The organism is Ideonella alba (assembly GCF_018069875.1).
In the GTDB taxonomy this organism is placed as follows: domain Bacteria; phylum Pseudomonadota; class Gammaproteobacteria; order Burkholderiales; family Burkholderiaceae_C; genus Ideonella; species Ideonella alba.
On record NZ_JAGQDF010000011.1, the window covers coordinates 25,378 to 38,201 of the forward strand.

A 12,824-nucleotide genomic window follows, 5' to 3' on the forward strand; every position below is an offset into this window, starting at 1 on the left:
GTCAGTACTTCGGAATGATCACGGACAGCCGCACCAGCGGCTGCCCCTGGTCGTCGGCCACGCCCAGGTCGACGATGCGAAAGCTGGGGTTGAACGAGGCCCGCACCTGCTGCTTGAGCACGAAGCGCCGGCCCATCAGCGTGCACTCGTCGTCGACCTGGCCGACGTCCGGGAAGAGCTTGGCCAGGCGCATCGCGCTCAGCCGGTTCTCGGCGCACCACTGGGCCATCATCACGTCGCCCAGGCGCTGCGAGTTGTCGAGCAGGGCGCCCCCGGCGCGGCTGCCCGCGGCCAGCGCGATGGCGACGATGGCCACCGCGACCAGCACCTCGACCAGCGTGAAGCCGCGACTGCGCATGGGGCCTCAGCGCGCCGCCAGCGCGCTGCTCTCCAGCACGGCGAAGGGGCCCAGGCCATCGGTGGCCAGCACCACCTGCCGATCTTCCAGGCGCAGGGCCACGCGCTGGGCGCCGATCACCGGCTCGGGGCCCAGGTGCAGCACCGGCGCGCCGATCACCTCGGCGCGGGTGCGGGCGTCCAGCCACTGCGTGGGCAGGCCGGCGCGCTCGCCCAGGCCGCTGAAGGCAAAGCCGTCGCCCTGCTCGCGCACCGGGAGCCAGTTCACCGGCTGGCCGGTCGCCCGCGAGCGGGCCCGGGCGGCCTCGAACAGCGCCGACAGGCGCGCCGCTTCTTCCTCGAGCCGGCTGGCATTGGCGTCGCGCAGCGCCAGCACCGCCACGCCGGTGGCCACCGCGATCAGGGCGACCACGATCATCAGCTCCAGCAGCGTGAAGCCGCCGGTGCCGCGGCGTTGCGGCCGGGTCGGCTTACTGCCAGGAGCCAATATCGGCGTCCTTGCCTTCGCCGCCGGGCTGGCCGTCGGCGCCCAGTGTGAAGACGTCGATCTCGCCCTTCACGCCGGGGTTGGCGTACTGGTAGGGACGGCCCCAGGGATCGGCGGGCAGCTTGTCGACGTACTTCTTCCAGTTGGCCGGCGCCGGGCCGGCGCTGGGCCGGTTCACCAGGGCCTCCAGGCCCTGCTCGGCGGTGGGGTAGCGCTGGTTGTCGAGCTTGTAGAGCTTGAGCGCCTGCATCAGGTTGCCGACGTCGGTGCGCGCCGCGGTCACCCGCGCGTCATCGGCGCGGTCCAGCACATTGGGCACGACCAGCGCGGCCAGCACGCCGATGATGACCAGCACCACCATCAGCTCGATGAGGGTGAAGCCGCGCTGGACCAGGCGGCGGGCGGTGAACAGGGGGTGCTTCATGGGCGGAGGGCTCGTGCTGCGGGATCGCTGGATGATAATCGTCGGATGCGGACGCGATTGTTAAGCCTTGCCGTCTGGGCGCTGGTGGCCCTGGCTGCCACGTTCTGGGGATTGAAGCTGGGCGCCGGCGGTCCGGGCCTGCCCGCGCACGCCCAGGCCCCCGCGCGCGGCCTGCCTGCCGGTGGCGACCTGCACCGCCTGCTGGGCAGCAGCGCGGTGGCGGCGGCCGAGGCCGACGACGAGGATGCCGGCGACAGCGCGCTGCAACTGCTGGGCGTGGTGGCGCCGCGCGGTGCCGAGCATTCACCGCAGGGCGTGGCGCTGATCTCGGTGGGTGGCCAGCCGGCCAAGGCCTTCCGCACCGGCGCCTCGGTGACCGAAGACCTGGTGCTGCTGGCCGTGGGCCGGCGCAGCGCCTCGCTGGGCCCGCGTGGCGGCCCGGCCGAGACCGAACTGCGCCTGCCCGAGCCGATGCGCAGCAGTGCCCCGGCGGTGGCGGGCGGCTTCCAGCCGCGGCCGATGCCGGGTCAGCCGGGCGCGCTGTTGCAGCCCGGCGCGATGGGCCAGCCCGGCGCCGCCATCCGTCCGATGGGCCAGCCCGCCGACGTGCAGCGCGCTCCGCAGCCGGGACGTGCCCAGGCCGCCAGCACCGCCGACGACGAAGACGACGAGTGAGGCGGCCGCCCGCCGCGCGGCGGCGCTCAGCGCCCGCAGCGCGACGGCAGTGGCGGCACCCAGTCCCAGCCGTAGGGCCCGTCGCGCAACTGAAGCGCCAGCGCCGGTGCACCGCGGCATTGCCATTGCAGCCGCGCCGCGGCCCCGTCGTTGCGCCAGCCGATGAAGCTCAGCCGGCCGCCTGGCGAGGCCTCCTGGCGCAGCAGCACGCGCCAGCGTGATTCCACCCGTCCCAGCAGCACCACCACCGGTTGGTCCTCGGCCAGCGTGCCGGTGCTGATCAGCAGGCGGCCGCCGGGCGCCGGCCAGGCCGGGCCGGGCAGCCGCAGCGGCGGCGCACCCTCACCCGCCAGGCGGTAGGCCGGGGGCTGGCCAGGCGGAAATTCGACCAGCAGGTCCAGCCCGCTGTCGGCCAAGGGGCCCAGCCAGCGGACCGTGGGCGGCCGGGCCGCGTCGACCGGCGGGCTCAGGCTGAGCTGGCCGGACTCGCGCCGCGCTTGCTCGCCGTGGGCCTGCAGGGCACGGCTTTCCAGCCGCTCGGCGCAGTCGGGGGTCAGGGGTTCGGCACAGCTCCCGAGCAGCGGATGCCCCGCTGCGCGCAGCCCCGGACTGGCACCGGCGCCCAGCAGCGCCAGCGCCAGCGCCGGGCCCACGGTGCGGACACGGGCCGTCCACCCGGGTGGCGGTCGGAGCGAAGACAGGCGCGGCAGGCGCTGCAGGGCCGGCATGCCCGCATGGTAGGCCCAGCCCGCGCCAGCGGCCAGCGCCTGTGGCGCTGCGGCCTCAGCCGCGCCTGCCGGCCACGCCGGGGCGGAGCCCCGTGCACCCACGAAACCGGGGCTCAGCCCCGGCGGGGACGTGCCGCCAAGGCGTCCAGCCGCTTGCGCAGCGCCGGGATCAGCGGCAGGGCGGCCTCGTAGCCGGCCTGGATCATTTCGCGGCGGGCGCCGAAGTCGCTGCTGGCGAACTGTGCGGTGTCCGGGCGGACCACCAGGTCGGCCTGCAGCGCTTCCTGGTCGGCCAGCGCACGGCCCATGATCTCGAAGGACTGCAGCACCACTTCGTAGAGGCCGCTCAGGTCGTGGCGACGCGGGCGCGCAGCCACATCGACCGCCAGCACCAGCTCGGCGCCCAGCTGGCGCGCCGCGCGCACCGGCAGCGGCGAGACCAGGCCGCCGTCGACCAGCTCCCGCCCCTGCACCATCGGCGGCACGAAGACCCCGGGGATGCTGCACGAGGCGCGCACGGCGTCGGCCACCGGCCCCTGGCGCAGCAGCACCAGCTCGCCGCTGCGCAGGTCGGTGGTGACGGCGGCGAAGGGGGTGCGCAGCTGTTCGATCTGCGCGCCGCGCAGGCGCTCGGCGACGATGCGCGCCAGGGCCTCGCCGGCCAGCATGCCGCGGCGCCCGGCGCTGGCGAAGTCGGCCACGTCGGCCTCGCGCACCTGCAACGCGAAGGCTTCCATCTGTGCCGCGCTCCAGCCAGCCGCCAGGAAGGCGCCGACCAGCGCACCGGCGCTGGTGCCCACGACCAGGTCGGCCGCGATGCCGGCCTGCTCCAGCGCACGGGCCACGCCGATGTGGGCGAAGCCGCGCGCCGAGCCGCCGCCCAGGGCCAGGGCCAGCCGCGGGCGCGGCTGCGAGCGGGCGGGCAGGGCCAGGCCCAGGACGGTGGCGCCCAGCAGGGCGCGGCGCGACGCTGTCATTTCGGCGCGGCGGCGTCGACCGCCTGCACCCGGCCCTGCTCGATCAGGCTGCGCAGCCGCGCCCAGGCCGACTCGAAGGCGCCGGGCGGCTCGTTGGCGGTGAGTGTGGCGAGCTGTTCGCCCAGCACCACCAGCTCGACCCGGCGGTTCAGGCGTTTGCCGTCCTCGGTGCTGTTCGAGGCCACCGGCCGGCGGAACGAGAAGCCGGCGGCCTCCAGGCGCGCGGCCGGCACGCCGCGGCTGCTCAGCGCGTCGGCCACGGCGCGCGCGCGGGCCAGCGAGAGCTGCTCGTTGAGGTTGGCGCTGCCGTCGGTGTCGGTGTGGCCTTCCACGGCCACGCGCTTGTCGGTCTTGGTCAGCAGCAGCTGCGCCACGCGGTTGAGGAAGGGCGCCGCTTCGGCCTGCTGAAAAGTGGCCTTGCCCGACTCGAACAGCACGCTGCCGGGCAGCACGATCTGCACGCCGCGCTCGGTCTGGTCGACCGCCAGCACCGCGCCGCGGTAAGGCGTGGCGGGCGCCGGGGGCGGCGCAGCCGGCGGGGTGGATTGGCAGGCCGCCAGCAGCAGACAGGCGCTGAGCGCGGACAGGGCAGGGCGAAGACGCGGCATTCGGCAGGTGGGTGGCAGCACAAGACAGGCTGCACTCTAGGCAGGCCCGTGGTGGACGGCTGCCCCCTGGCCGCGGGCCGCGGGCAGCCTGTCACGCAGGCGGCCGCGCGCGTCGGCGCCGGCCGACGCCGGTGCCGATTTGTGCACGGGCGGCACCGGGCCGCCCGAGGGTCACTGGATGTCCAGGAAGACCGCGCTGACCGGGCCGGTGCGGCCCTTGGCGTTGGTGCCGGCCACCCACACCAGGTGGCGGCCCGGCGACAGCCCGGCGGTGGGCAGGCTGACTTGGACCGCCTCGGTCTTGCCGCCGAAGGCGCCGTCGGTGGCCGCCATCGGCAGGCCGGTGGCGCCGGGGGCCCACGGGGGCACGTCCACATAAGCCGTGGCGGCGCTGATCCGGGGCGTGGCCTGCTTGCCGTTGGCGTTGCTGAAGCGCGTGGCGTCGATCGTGGCGCGCAGCGTGACCGGCGTGCCTGGCGTCACGTTGTTGGCGCTCAGCCCCAGCGACAGCGCGTCCGGGCCGGAGGGCAGCAGGTAGGGGGCGCGCACCACCTTGGCGGCGTACATCAGCGCCGCCAGGTTGCCCGCCTTGATGGCCGGGTAGCTGCCGCAGCCCTGGAAGAAGGTGGTGCCCATCTCGAAGGTGTAGGCCGCCACGCCCAGCTCGCCGTAGCTGATGCCGTCGCTGGTGCCGTCGGTGGGGTACAGGCCGATCGACTGCTCGGGGAAGTGGCCGTTGAGGTAGGCGAAGCGCCGGCCCAGGGTCTGCAGGTCGGTGGCGTTGCCCGACAGGGTGGCGGTCGAGCCCCAGGGCCACAGCACCAGCTGGCCATAGCTGTGCAGGTCGATGTGGATGCCGCTGGTGTCGCGCGGCGCCGCATCACCCACGCCGGTGCCGCGGCGGTCCGGCCACAGCGAGCGCACATAGGCCTGCACCGCCTGGATCTCGGGCTCGGAGCCGGCCGACGGACCGCGGTAGGTGTCGGCGCAGGCGCTGCTGCTCGAGCCCTGGCCATTGGTGATGTTCCAGTTGAACGTGAAGTTGCGGTTCAGGTCGGCGCCGCGGCTGTTGCTGTTGGCCCCGCAGTAGTTGCGGTTGGTGTTCTTGCGCCACAGCAGACCCGTCTCGGCCTTCTTGCGGCCGTCGGGGTTGGTGTGCAGCAGCAGGTGGACCTCGTGGTGGTCGAGGATCCAGGTGGCCTCGGGGTCGGTGCCGTAGCCGTTGACCAGTTGCTGCGCCAGCGCCAGCGCGGTGGGCGCAGTGACGTACTCGCGGGCATGGATGGCCGAATTGACGAACAGCTTGGGCTTGTCGCCGCCGATGGCCGAGTTGGTCAGCTTCAGCACCTTCAGGTCGTAGCCGCCCAGGCCGTTGGCCTTCTCCCAGCTGCTGCCGATGACGTTGTAGCTGGCCAGCGTGGGGCGGGCGCTGACCAGGGCCTGGGCAGCGGTCTGCGTCTCTTCGACGGTCTCGTAGCAGCTGTAGCCGGGGATGGCCTCGGCGCCCACGTCCTGCGAGGCCGCGCGCCCCAGGATGCGTGGGTTGGCCTGGCGCGACAGTGCGTCGAGCTGACGCTGGCGCAGCGCGGCGAAGTCGTCCGCCGGATCGATGCGGCGCGCAAAGGGGCGCAGGCGGGCGAGCTCCTCGTCGTCCAGTTGCATCACCAGCACCGCCTGCTTCCAGTGACCGTCGACCACGGCCTCGTGCAGGCTGATCATGGCCTTGCGGGCTGTTTCGGGATTGGCGAACTGCACGCGGTAGTAGCGAGCGGTGGCGCGCTCGGCGTCGGCCTCGGCCTGCCATTCGGCGCGGCTGTCCACGCTCATCGGGTGGGCACTGCTGAGCAGCGGCAGCAGTGCTGCGATCACGGTCAGGGTCAGGCGCGACATCGGGGTCTCCCTGGATCGAAAGGCGCGATGCTACGTCGCCGGCTTGCTGGCGACAGTCCCTAGGAGTCGCTCAGCCGAACAGGCCGCGGTGCTGCTCGCGCAGCAGGTTCTTCTGCACCTTGCCCATGGTGTTGCGCGGCAGTTCCGGCACGATGAAGACCTGCTTGGGCACCTTGAAGTTGGCGATCTTCGACTTCAGTGCGGCGACGATGGCCGTGCCATCGAGCGCGCTGCCGGCCTTGGGCACCACCACCGCCACCACCCCCTCGCCGAAGTCGGGGTGCGGCAGGCCGATCACCGCGCTCTCGGCCACGCCGGGCATGTCGTTGATGAAGCCTTCCACTTCGGCCGGGTAGACGTTGTAACCGCCGGTGATGATCAGGTCCTTGCTGCGGCCGACGATGGTCACGTAGCCATCCGCATCGCGCTGGCCGACATCGCCGGTCTTGAACCAGCCGTCGTCGGTGAACTCCTCCTTCGTCTTCTCGGGCATGCGCCAGTAGCCGGCGAAGACGTTCGGGCCATGCACCTGGATGCCGCCGATCTCGCCCGCGGGCAGGTCCTGGCCGGCGTCATCGCGGATGCGCAGGCCCACGCCGGGCAGCGGGAAGCCCACCGTGCCACCGCGTCGCGCGCCGTCGGCCGGGTCGCAGGGGTTGGAGGTCAGCATGATGGTCTCGCTCATGCCGTAGCGCTCCAGGATGGTGTGGCCGGTGCGCTGCTGCCAGTCGGTGAAGGTCTCGATCAGCAGTGGCGCCGAGCCGCTGATGAACAGGCGCATGTTCCGGCAGGCCGCGCGGTCCAGGCCCTTCTCGGCCAGCAGGCGCACGTACAGCGTGGGAACGCCCATGAAGACGGTGGCCTCGGGCAGGCGCGCCAGCACCGCCTTGGGGTCGTACTTCGCAAACCAGATCATCTTGCTGCCATTGAGCAGCGCGCCGTGCGAGGCGACGAACAGGCCGTGCACATGGAAGATCGGCAGCGCGTGGATCAGCACGTCGCCCGCTTGCCAGCGCCAGTAGTGCTTGAGCACCTGGGCGTTGCTGGCCAGGTTGCGGTGCGACAGCATCGCCCCCTTGCTGCGGCCGGTGGTGCCGCTGGTGTAGAGGATGGCGGCGAGCTCGTCGCTTTCCTTGAAGGCCGGCGTGTGCTCGTCGGCCTGGAAGGCGGCGCGGTCCAGCAGCGTGCCCGTGCGGTCCTCGTTCAGCGTGAAGACATGGGTGGTGCCGGCGGCAAACGCGATGCGGCTGACCCAGGTGAAGTTCTTCTGCGTGGTGACGAAGACCGCCGGTTCGGCGTTGCCGATGAAGTACTCGATCTCGGCCGCCTGGTAGGCGGTGTTCAGCGGCAGGTAGACATGGCCGGCGCGCAGCACCGCCAGGTACAGGATCAGCGCCTCGACGCTCTTCTCGGTCTGCACCGCCACGCGGCTGGCCGGCGGCAGGTCCAGCGACTCCAGCAGGTTGGCGATGCGGGCACTGGCGCGGTCCAGGTCGCGCCAGCTGTAGTACAGCGGTGCGCCGGGGCCATCGGCGGTCTCGATCGCGCAGGCATCCAGGTCGGCCGGGAAGTGCTGGCGCAGCGTGACGAAGAGGTTGTGGTTGAGCATGGGTCGTTTTCCTGGTCCGTCAGCGGAAAACCGCCGGACGCTTCTCATTGAAAGCCGCCAGTCCCTCGCGGTGTTCGTCGGACGGGGCGTAGGCGTAATGGGGTTCGCGCTCGGCGCGGTGGCTGGGCTGGTCGCGGTGAGCGAACTGGCGCAGCGCGCGCTTGTTCAGGCGCATCGCCTGCGGCGACAGGCGGGCGATCTGGCGCGCGCTGGCCAGGGCCTCGGCGGCCACCTCGGCGTCGGGCACCACGCGGGTGAGCAGGCCGCGGCGCAAGGCCTCGTCGGCGTTCAGCACACGGGCTTCCAGCAGCAGCTCGCGCAGCACGGTCTCGCCCACCACGCGGGCGACGATCTCGATCTCGGCCGGCGCCATCGGAAAGCCCAGCTTGGCGATCGGCACGCCGAAGCGGCTGCCCTGGCCGGCGATGCGCAGGTCGCAGCAGCAGGCGATCTCCAGCCCACCGCCAATGCAGGCGCCATCAATCTGGGCCACCAGGGGCCTGTCCAGTGCCAGCAGCGCCCACAGCGCCGGCGCGACGATCTCCTCGTGGAAATGCGCCAGCGTGTCGGCCTGGAAGCGGAAGGCGGGGAACTCCTCGATGTCGCCGCCGGCCACGAAGGTCCCGCCCTCGCCCTGCACGATCACCGCGCGGGCATCGCTGGCCTGCAGCGATTCGGCGTGGGCGCGCAGCTCACGCCACATCGTGGTGTCCAGTGCGTTGAGCTTGCCGGGGTGGGCAATCGTCAGGCGGGCGATGCCGTGGGCATCGGCCGCGTCGAGTCGAACATGTCCGGTCATGCCGGCAGTATCAATCGAGTTTGGCCCCCGAGAGCTTGACCACCGAGCCCCAGCGCTTGATCTCTTCGCTGACAAAGCGGCCGAAGTCATCGCCCCACAGCGTGGGCACGGTGCTGCCCAGGCCGGTCCAGGTGGTCTTGAGCTCGTCGGAGCTCAGCGCCTTCTTCAGCTCGGCCTGCATCTGCTCGACGATCTCGCGCGGCGTGCCCTTGGGCGCCCACAGGCCGTACCAGGTGGCGACCTGGTAGGTGGGCACCGAGCCTTCGGCGGCGGTGGGGATGTCCGGGAAGCCCGGCGCGCGCTGCGCCGAGGCCACCGCCAGCGCCTTGATGCGGCCCGACTTGATGTGCTGGGCGGAACTGCCCAGGCCGTCGAACATCAGATCGACCTGACCGGCCATCAGGTCTTGCAGCGCCGGGCCGGCGCCGCGGTAGGGGATGTGGGTGATGAAGGTCTTGGTCTGCAGCTTGAACAGCTCGCCCGCCAGGTGGTGCGAGGTGCCATTGCCGGCCGAGCCGTAGTTCAGCTTGCCGGGATTGCGGCGCAGGAAGTCCAGCAGCGCGGGCAGGTCCTTGGCCGTGACCTTCTGCGGGTTGACGACGATGACCTGCGGCACGCTGGAGATCAGGCCCACCGGCACGAAATCGCGCTCCAGGTCGTACTCCAGCCTGGGGTACATGGCCGGGGCGATCGCGTGGTGCACCGCGCCCATGAAGAAGGTGTAGCCGTCGGGCGCAGCCTTGGCCGCCAGCGTGGCGCCCAGCGTGCCGCCGGCGCCGCCCTTGTTGTCGATGATGAACTGCTTGCCCAGCTTGTGGCTCAGGTGGGCCGTCAGCGGCCGCGCGAAGGCGTCGGTGCCGCCGCCGGCGGGGAAGGGCACGACGATGGTCACCGGCCGCGCCGGCCAGCTGCCCTGGGCCCGCGCGGCGCCCGGCAGCCCGGCCAGCAGGGTCGAGCCGGCGGCGGCCGCCAGCAGGGCGCGGCGATCAGTGTCGATCAAGGGCATGGAGTCTCCTGTCCTGTGGTTCTGCCCCGGATCGTAACGGCAGGCCCCGCATGGGCTGCCAAGGCGTTTCCCCGAGCCGCCGTTGACTGAAAACCATACAGCGAGTGTCCAAAAGCAATACACTGGCCCGATGACCCTGCCCGCCAGCCACCTGCCACGCTCCGCCGAAGCGGTGCTGGAGCTGGCCGCGCGGACCATGTTCGACACCCTGGCCCAGGCTGCCCAGGGCATGCTGGTGGTGGACCGGCGCCACCGTATCGTCTGGATCAGCGAAGGCTACAAGCGCTTCCTGCCGGCGCTGGGTTTCGAGCGCGAGGACCAGTTCGTCGGCAAGCGGGTCGAGGACGTGGTGCCCAACACCCTGCTGGCCCAGGTGATCGACACCGGCCAGCCGATCCTGCTGGACCTGCTGACCAACAAGGCCGGCACCTTCCTGGTCAGCCGCCTGCCGCTGCGCGACGAGCTGGGCCAGGTGATCGGCGCGCTCGGCCTGGTGCTGCTGGACCACCCCGAGACCACGATGCAGCCGCTGATGACCAAGTTCAGCCGGCTCACCGAGGAACTGGCCGACGCACGCCGCCAGCTGGCCGCCGAGCAGGGCCGCCGGCGCCGTGCCAAGCACACCATCGCCAGCTATGTGGGCTCCAGCCCGGCGGTGCTCGAACTCAAGCGCCTGGCGCGCCGCGCGGCGGCCAGCGACGCCACCGTGCTGCTGCTGGGCGAGACCGGCACCGGCAAGGAGCTGCTGGCCCAGGCCATCCACAACGCCGGCCCGCGGGCGGCGCGGCCCTTCGTCGGCGTCAACATCGCCGCCGTGCCCGACACGCTGCTGGAGGCCGAGTTCTTCGGCGTGGCGCCCGGCGCCTACACCGGCGCCGAGCGCAAGGGCCGGCCCGGCAAGTTCCAGCTGGCCGAGGGCGGCACGCTGTTCCTCGACGAGATCGGCGACATGCCGCTGCCGCTGCAGGCCAAGCTGCTGCGTGTGCTGCAGGAGCAGGAGGTCGAGCCGCTGGGCAGCAACACCGTGGTGGCGCTGGACGTGCGGGTGATCGCAGCCACCAGCCGCGATCTGCCGGCGATGGTGGCGGCCGGCCAGTTCCGTGCCGACCTGTACTACCGGCTGCACGTGCTGCCGATCCGTGTGCCGGCGCTGCGCGAACGCCTGGACGACCTGGACGCGCTGGCCGAGCACCTGCTGGACGACATCGCCCGCCGCGACGGCCTGCCGCCCCGCAGCCTCGCCGCCGACGCGCTGGACTGGCTGGCCCGCCACGACTGGCCGGGCAATATCCGCGAGCTGCGCAACCTGCTGGAGCAGGCCAGCCTGGTCAGCGACGAGCGGCTGCTGGGCGCGCGCCACCTGCGGCCGCTGCTGGCGGTGGACGAGTCGCGGCCCTTGCCGACCACTGTCCGACGTCCGGACACTCCCGCCGACGGCCAGTCCTTGCCCGCCGCCGTGGCGGCGCTGGAGCAGCGCCTGATCACTGAGGCGCTGCAGGCCACCGGCGGCAACAAGCTGGCCGCCGCCCGGCGCCTGGGCATCGCCCGCGCCACCTTGTACGAGAAACTCGCCTCCCTGAATCCCCCTTTGACCCGGAGCCCTTCATGAGCATGACCGCCGTTCACCTGCTTGCGATCGCCGCGCTGCTGCAGTACTTCGTCTTCAGCACCATCGTTGGCTGGGCGCGCGGCAAGTACGGCGTGGCGGCACCCGCCGTCAGCGGCCATCCCGTCTTCGAGCGCCACTACCGGGTGCAGATGAACACCCTGGAGCTGTTGGTGATGCTGCTGCCGGCGCTGTGGCTGGCCGGGCAGTTCTGGTCGCCCACCGCGGCCGTCGTGGGCGGCCTGGTCTACCTGGTGGGCCGCGGCGTGTACGCGCTGAGCTATGTGCGCAACCCGGCCAGCCGCACCGCCGGTTTTGCGCTGAGCATCGGCCCCACGCTGACCCTGCTGATCGGCGCCGTGGTGGGGATGTTGCGCGCCTGACCCGGGTTTGTCCGGGGCCGTGCAGGCACGGCCGTTGCACTCGTGTCTCCATCCAACATCCTGGACCCGGAGACACGATGACCCTGCGTCGCCTCACCCTCGCCGCTGCCGCGCTGATCGCGCTGGGCAGCACCACCCTGCCTGCGCTGGCCGTCGGCGAGATCCGCATCGCCCACATCCACAGCAAGACCGGCCCGCTCGAAGCCTATGGCAAGCAGACGGCGCTGGGCTTCAGGATGGGCCTGGAGTACGCCACCAACGGCACGATGGAGGTGGCCGGCAAGAAGCTGGTGGTCATCGAGAAGGACGACCAGGGCAAGCCCGATCTGGGCAAGAGCCTGCTGGCCGCCGCCTATGGCGACGACCAGGCCGACATCGCCGTGGGTCCCACCTCGTCCGGCGTGGCGCTGGCGATGCTGCCGGTGGCCGCCGAGTACAAGAAGATCCTGCTGGTCGAGCCCGCGGTGGCCGACTCGATCACCGGCGACAAGTGGAACAAGTACATCTTCCGCACTGGCCGCAACAGCAGCCAGGACGCGATCAGCAACGCGGTGGCGCTGGACAAGCCCGGCACCGTGATCGCCACGCTGGCCCAGGACTACGCCTTTGGCCGTGACGGCGTCAAGGCCTTCAAGGACGCGATCAAGCAGGCCAAGCTGGTCCATGAGGAATACCTGCCCACCAACACGACGGACTTCACCGCCGGTGCGCAGCGCCTGATCGACAAGCTCAAGGACCAGCCGGGCCGCAAGGTGATCTTCATCATCTGGGCCGGCGCGGGCAACCCGTTCAAGATCGCCGACCTGGACCTGAAGCGCCATGGCATCGAGATCGCCACCGGCGGCAACATCCTGCCGGCCATGGCCTCGTACAAGAACTTCCCCGGCATGGAAGGCGCCACCTACTACTACTTCGGCATCCCGAAGAACCCGGTCAACGAGGCGCTGGTGGCGCAGCACTACAAGCAGTTCAAGCAGCCGCCCGACTTCTTCACCGCCGGCGGCTTCAGCGCCGCCATGGCCGTGGTCACCGCGCTGAAGAAGACCAATGGCGACACCGCCACGCCCAAGCTGATCAGCACCATGGAGGGCATGAGCTTCGACACGCCCAAGGGCACCATGACCTTCCGCAAGGAAGACCACCAGGCGATGCAGAGCATGTACCACTTCAGGATCAAGGTGGACCCGGCCTTCGCCTGGGGCGTGCCTGAGCTGGTGCGCGAGATCAAGGCGTCCGAGATGGACGTCCCCATCCGCAACAAGCGCTGAGCCCGCG

General features: G+C 71.6%; 14 protein-coding genes. 4 read left to right on the forward strand and 10 right to left on the reverse strand.

Annotated elements, in window-relative coordinates; genetic code table 11:
* Position 1 precedes the first annotated feature (1 nt).
* The 3 genes from gspI to gspG are packed head-to-tail and all read right to left on the reverse strand — an operon-like array spanning position 2 to position 1,268.
* Entirely contained in the window at positions 2 to 358 is a 357-nt protein-coding gene (gene gspI, locus KAK07_RS17640) for a type II secretion system minor pseudopilin GspI (RefSeq protein WP_210853452.1), read from the reverse strand.
* A 6-nt stretch (positions 359 to 364) separates the two neighbouring features.
* Positions 365 to 844 carry a pilus assembly FimT family protein gene (locus KAK07_RS17645; RefSeq protein WP_210853450.1) on the reverse strand — a complete coding sequence of 160 codons (480 nt, stop codon included), beginning with the start codon at positions 842 to 844 and terminating at the stop codon, positions 365 to 367.
* On the reverse strand, positions 828 to 1,268 hold the full coding sequence (gene gspG, locus KAK07_RS17650) for a type II secretion system major pseudopilin GspG (protein ID WP_210853448.1): 441 nt from the start codon (positions 1,266 to 1,268) through the stop codon (positions 828 to 830). Before gspG ends, KAK07_RS17645 begins: the two co-directional genes overlap by 17 nt.
* Positions 1,269 to 1,325: 57 nt before the next feature.
* Between gspG and KAK07_RS17655 the strand changes: the two genes are divergently transcribed.
* Positions 1,326 to 1,943 carry a hypothetical protein gene (locus KAK07_RS17655; protein WP_210862173.1) on the forward strand — a complete coding sequence of 206 codons (618 nt, stop codon included), beginning with the start codon at positions 1,326 to 1,328 and terminating at the stop codon, positions 1,941 to 1,943.
* A 26-nt stretch (positions 1,944 to 1,969) separates the two neighbouring features.
* Here the strand turns inward: KAK07_RS17655 and KAK07_RS17660 are convergent, their stop codons facing one another.
* From KAK07_RS17660 to KAK07_RS17690, 7 genes are all read right to left on the reverse strand, one after another.
* Positions 1,970 to 2,671, reverse strand: coding sequence for a hypothetical protein (locus KAK07_RS17660; RefSeq protein WP_210862175.1), 702 nt, complete (start codon positions 2,669 to 2,671; stop codon positions 1,970 to 1,972).
* Positions 2,672 to 2,784: 113 nt separating this feature from the next.
* Entirely contained in the window at positions 2,785 to 3,648 is an 864-nt protein-coding gene (locus KAK07_RS17665) for a patatin-like phospholipase family protein (RefSeq protein WP_210862177.1), read from the reverse strand.
* The gene (locus KAK07_RS17670; protein ID WP_210862179.1) at positions 3,645 to 4,256 is read right to left on the reverse strand and encodes an OmpA family protein; all 612 of its coding nucleotides are present in this window, start codon (positions 4,254 to 4,256) and stop codon (positions 3,645 to 3,647) included. Before KAK07_RS17670 ends, KAK07_RS17665 begins: the two co-directional genes overlap by 4 nt.
* Before the next feature lie 171 nt (positions 4,257 to 4,427).
* A complete protein-coding gene (locus KAK07_RS17675) occupies positions 4,428 to 6,146 on the reverse strand; it encodes a M14 family zinc carboxypeptidase (RefSeq protein WP_210853439.1) in 1,719 nt (572 codons plus the stop codon).
* A gap of 70 nt (positions 6,147 to 6,216) precedes the next feature.
* Entirely contained in the window at positions 6,217 to 7,755 is a 1,539-nt protein-coding gene (locus tag KAK07_RS17680) for a malonate--CoA ligase (RefSeq protein ID WP_210862181.1), read from the reverse strand.
* 19 nt (positions 7,756 to 7,774) lie between these two features.
* Positions 7,775 to 8,554, reverse strand: coding sequence for an enoyl-CoA hydratase/isomerase family protein (locus KAK07_RS17685; RefSeq protein ID WP_210862182.1), 780 nt, complete (start codon positions 8,552 to 8,554; stop codon positions 7,775 to 7,777).
* Positions 8,555 to 8,564: 10 nt separating this feature from the next.
* Positions 8,565 to 9,560 carry a Bug family tripartite tricarboxylate transporter substrate binding protein gene (locus KAK07_RS17690; RefSeq protein WP_210853434.1) on the reverse strand — a complete coding sequence of 332 codons (996 nt, stop codon included), beginning with the start codon at positions 9,558 to 9,560 and terminating at the stop codon, positions 8,565 to 8,567.
* A gap of 130 nt (positions 9,561 to 9,690) precedes the next feature.
* Between KAK07_RS17690 and KAK07_RS17695 the strand changes: the two genes are divergently transcribed.
* The 3 genes from KAK07_RS17695 (at position 9,691) to KAK07_RS17705 (ending at position 12,817) form a co-directional block, all read left to right on the forward strand.
* Complete coding sequence (locus KAK07_RS17695; RefSeq protein WP_210862184.1) at positions 9,691 to 11,169, forward strand: sigma-54 interaction domain-containing protein; 1,479 nt, start codon at positions 9,691 to 9,693, stop codon at positions 11,167 to 11,169.
* Positions 11,166 to 11,549, forward strand: a complete 384-nt coding sequence (locus tag KAK07_RS17700) for an MAPEG family protein (RefSeq protein ID WP_247664428.1) — start codon at positions 11,166 to 11,168, stop codon at positions 11,547 to 11,549. The genes KAK07_RS17695 and KAK07_RS17700 overlap by 4 nt, the downstream gene beginning before the upstream one ends.
* Positions 11,550 to 11,626: 77 nt before the next feature.
* Positions 11,627 to 12,817 carry a substrate-binding domain-containing protein gene (locus tag KAK07_RS17705; RefSeq protein ID WP_210862187.1) on the forward strand — a complete coding sequence of 397 codons (1,191 nt, stop codon included), beginning with the start codon at positions 11,627 to 11,629 and terminating at the stop codon, positions 12,815 to 12,817.
* The last annotated feature ends 7 nt before the right edge of the window (positions 12,818 to 12,824 follow it).

Coding starts and splice junctions, on each gene's coding strand:
- gspI (WP_210853452.1), bottom strand. CDS start 358: ATGCGCAGTCGCGGCTTCACGCTGGTCGAGGTGCTGGTCGCGGTGGCC.
- gspG (WP_210853448.1), bottom strand. CDS start 1,268: ATGAAGCACCCCCTGTTCACCGCCCGCCGCCTGGTCCAGCGCGGCTTC.
- KAK07_RS17660 (WP_210862175.1), bottom strand. CDS start 2,671: ATGCCGGCCCTGCAGCGCCTGCCGCGCCTGTCTTCGCTCCGACCGCCA.
- KAK07_RS17665 (WP_210862177.1), bottom strand. CDS start 3,648: ATGACAGCGTCGCGCCGCGCCCTGCTGGGCGCCACCGTCCTGGGCCTG.
- KAK07_RS17670 (WP_210862179.1), bottom strand. CDS start 4,256: ATGCCGCGTCTTCGCCCTGCCCTGTCCGCGCTCAGCGCCTGTCTGCTG.
- KAK07_RS17675 (WP_210853439.1), bottom strand. CDS start 6,146: ATGTCGCGCCTGACCCTGACCGTGATCGCAGCACTGCTGCCGCTGCTC.
- KAK07_RS17680 (WP_210862181.1), bottom strand. CDS start 7,755: ATGCTCAACCACAACCTCTTCGTCACGCTGCGCCAGCACTTCCCGGCC.
- KAK07_RS17685 (WP_210862182.1), bottom strand. CDS start 8,554: ATGACCGGACATGTTCGACTCGACGCGGCCGATGCCCACGGCATCGCC.
- KAK07_RS17690 (WP_210853434.1), bottom strand. CDS start 9,560: ATGCCCTTGATCGACACTGATCGCCGCGCCCTGCTGGCGGCCGCCGCC.
- KAK07_RS17695 (WP_210862184.1), top strand. CDS start 9,691: ATGACCCTGCCCGCCAGCCACCTGCCACGCTCCGCCGAAGCGGTGCTG.
- KAK07_RS17700 (WP_247664428.1), top strand. CDS start 11,166: ATGAGCATGACCGCCGTTCACCTGCTTGCGATCGCCGCGCTGCTGCAG.
- KAK07_RS17705 (WP_210862187.1), top strand. CDS start 11,627: ATGACCCTGCGTCGCCTCACCCTCGCCGCTGCCGCGCTGATCGCGCTG.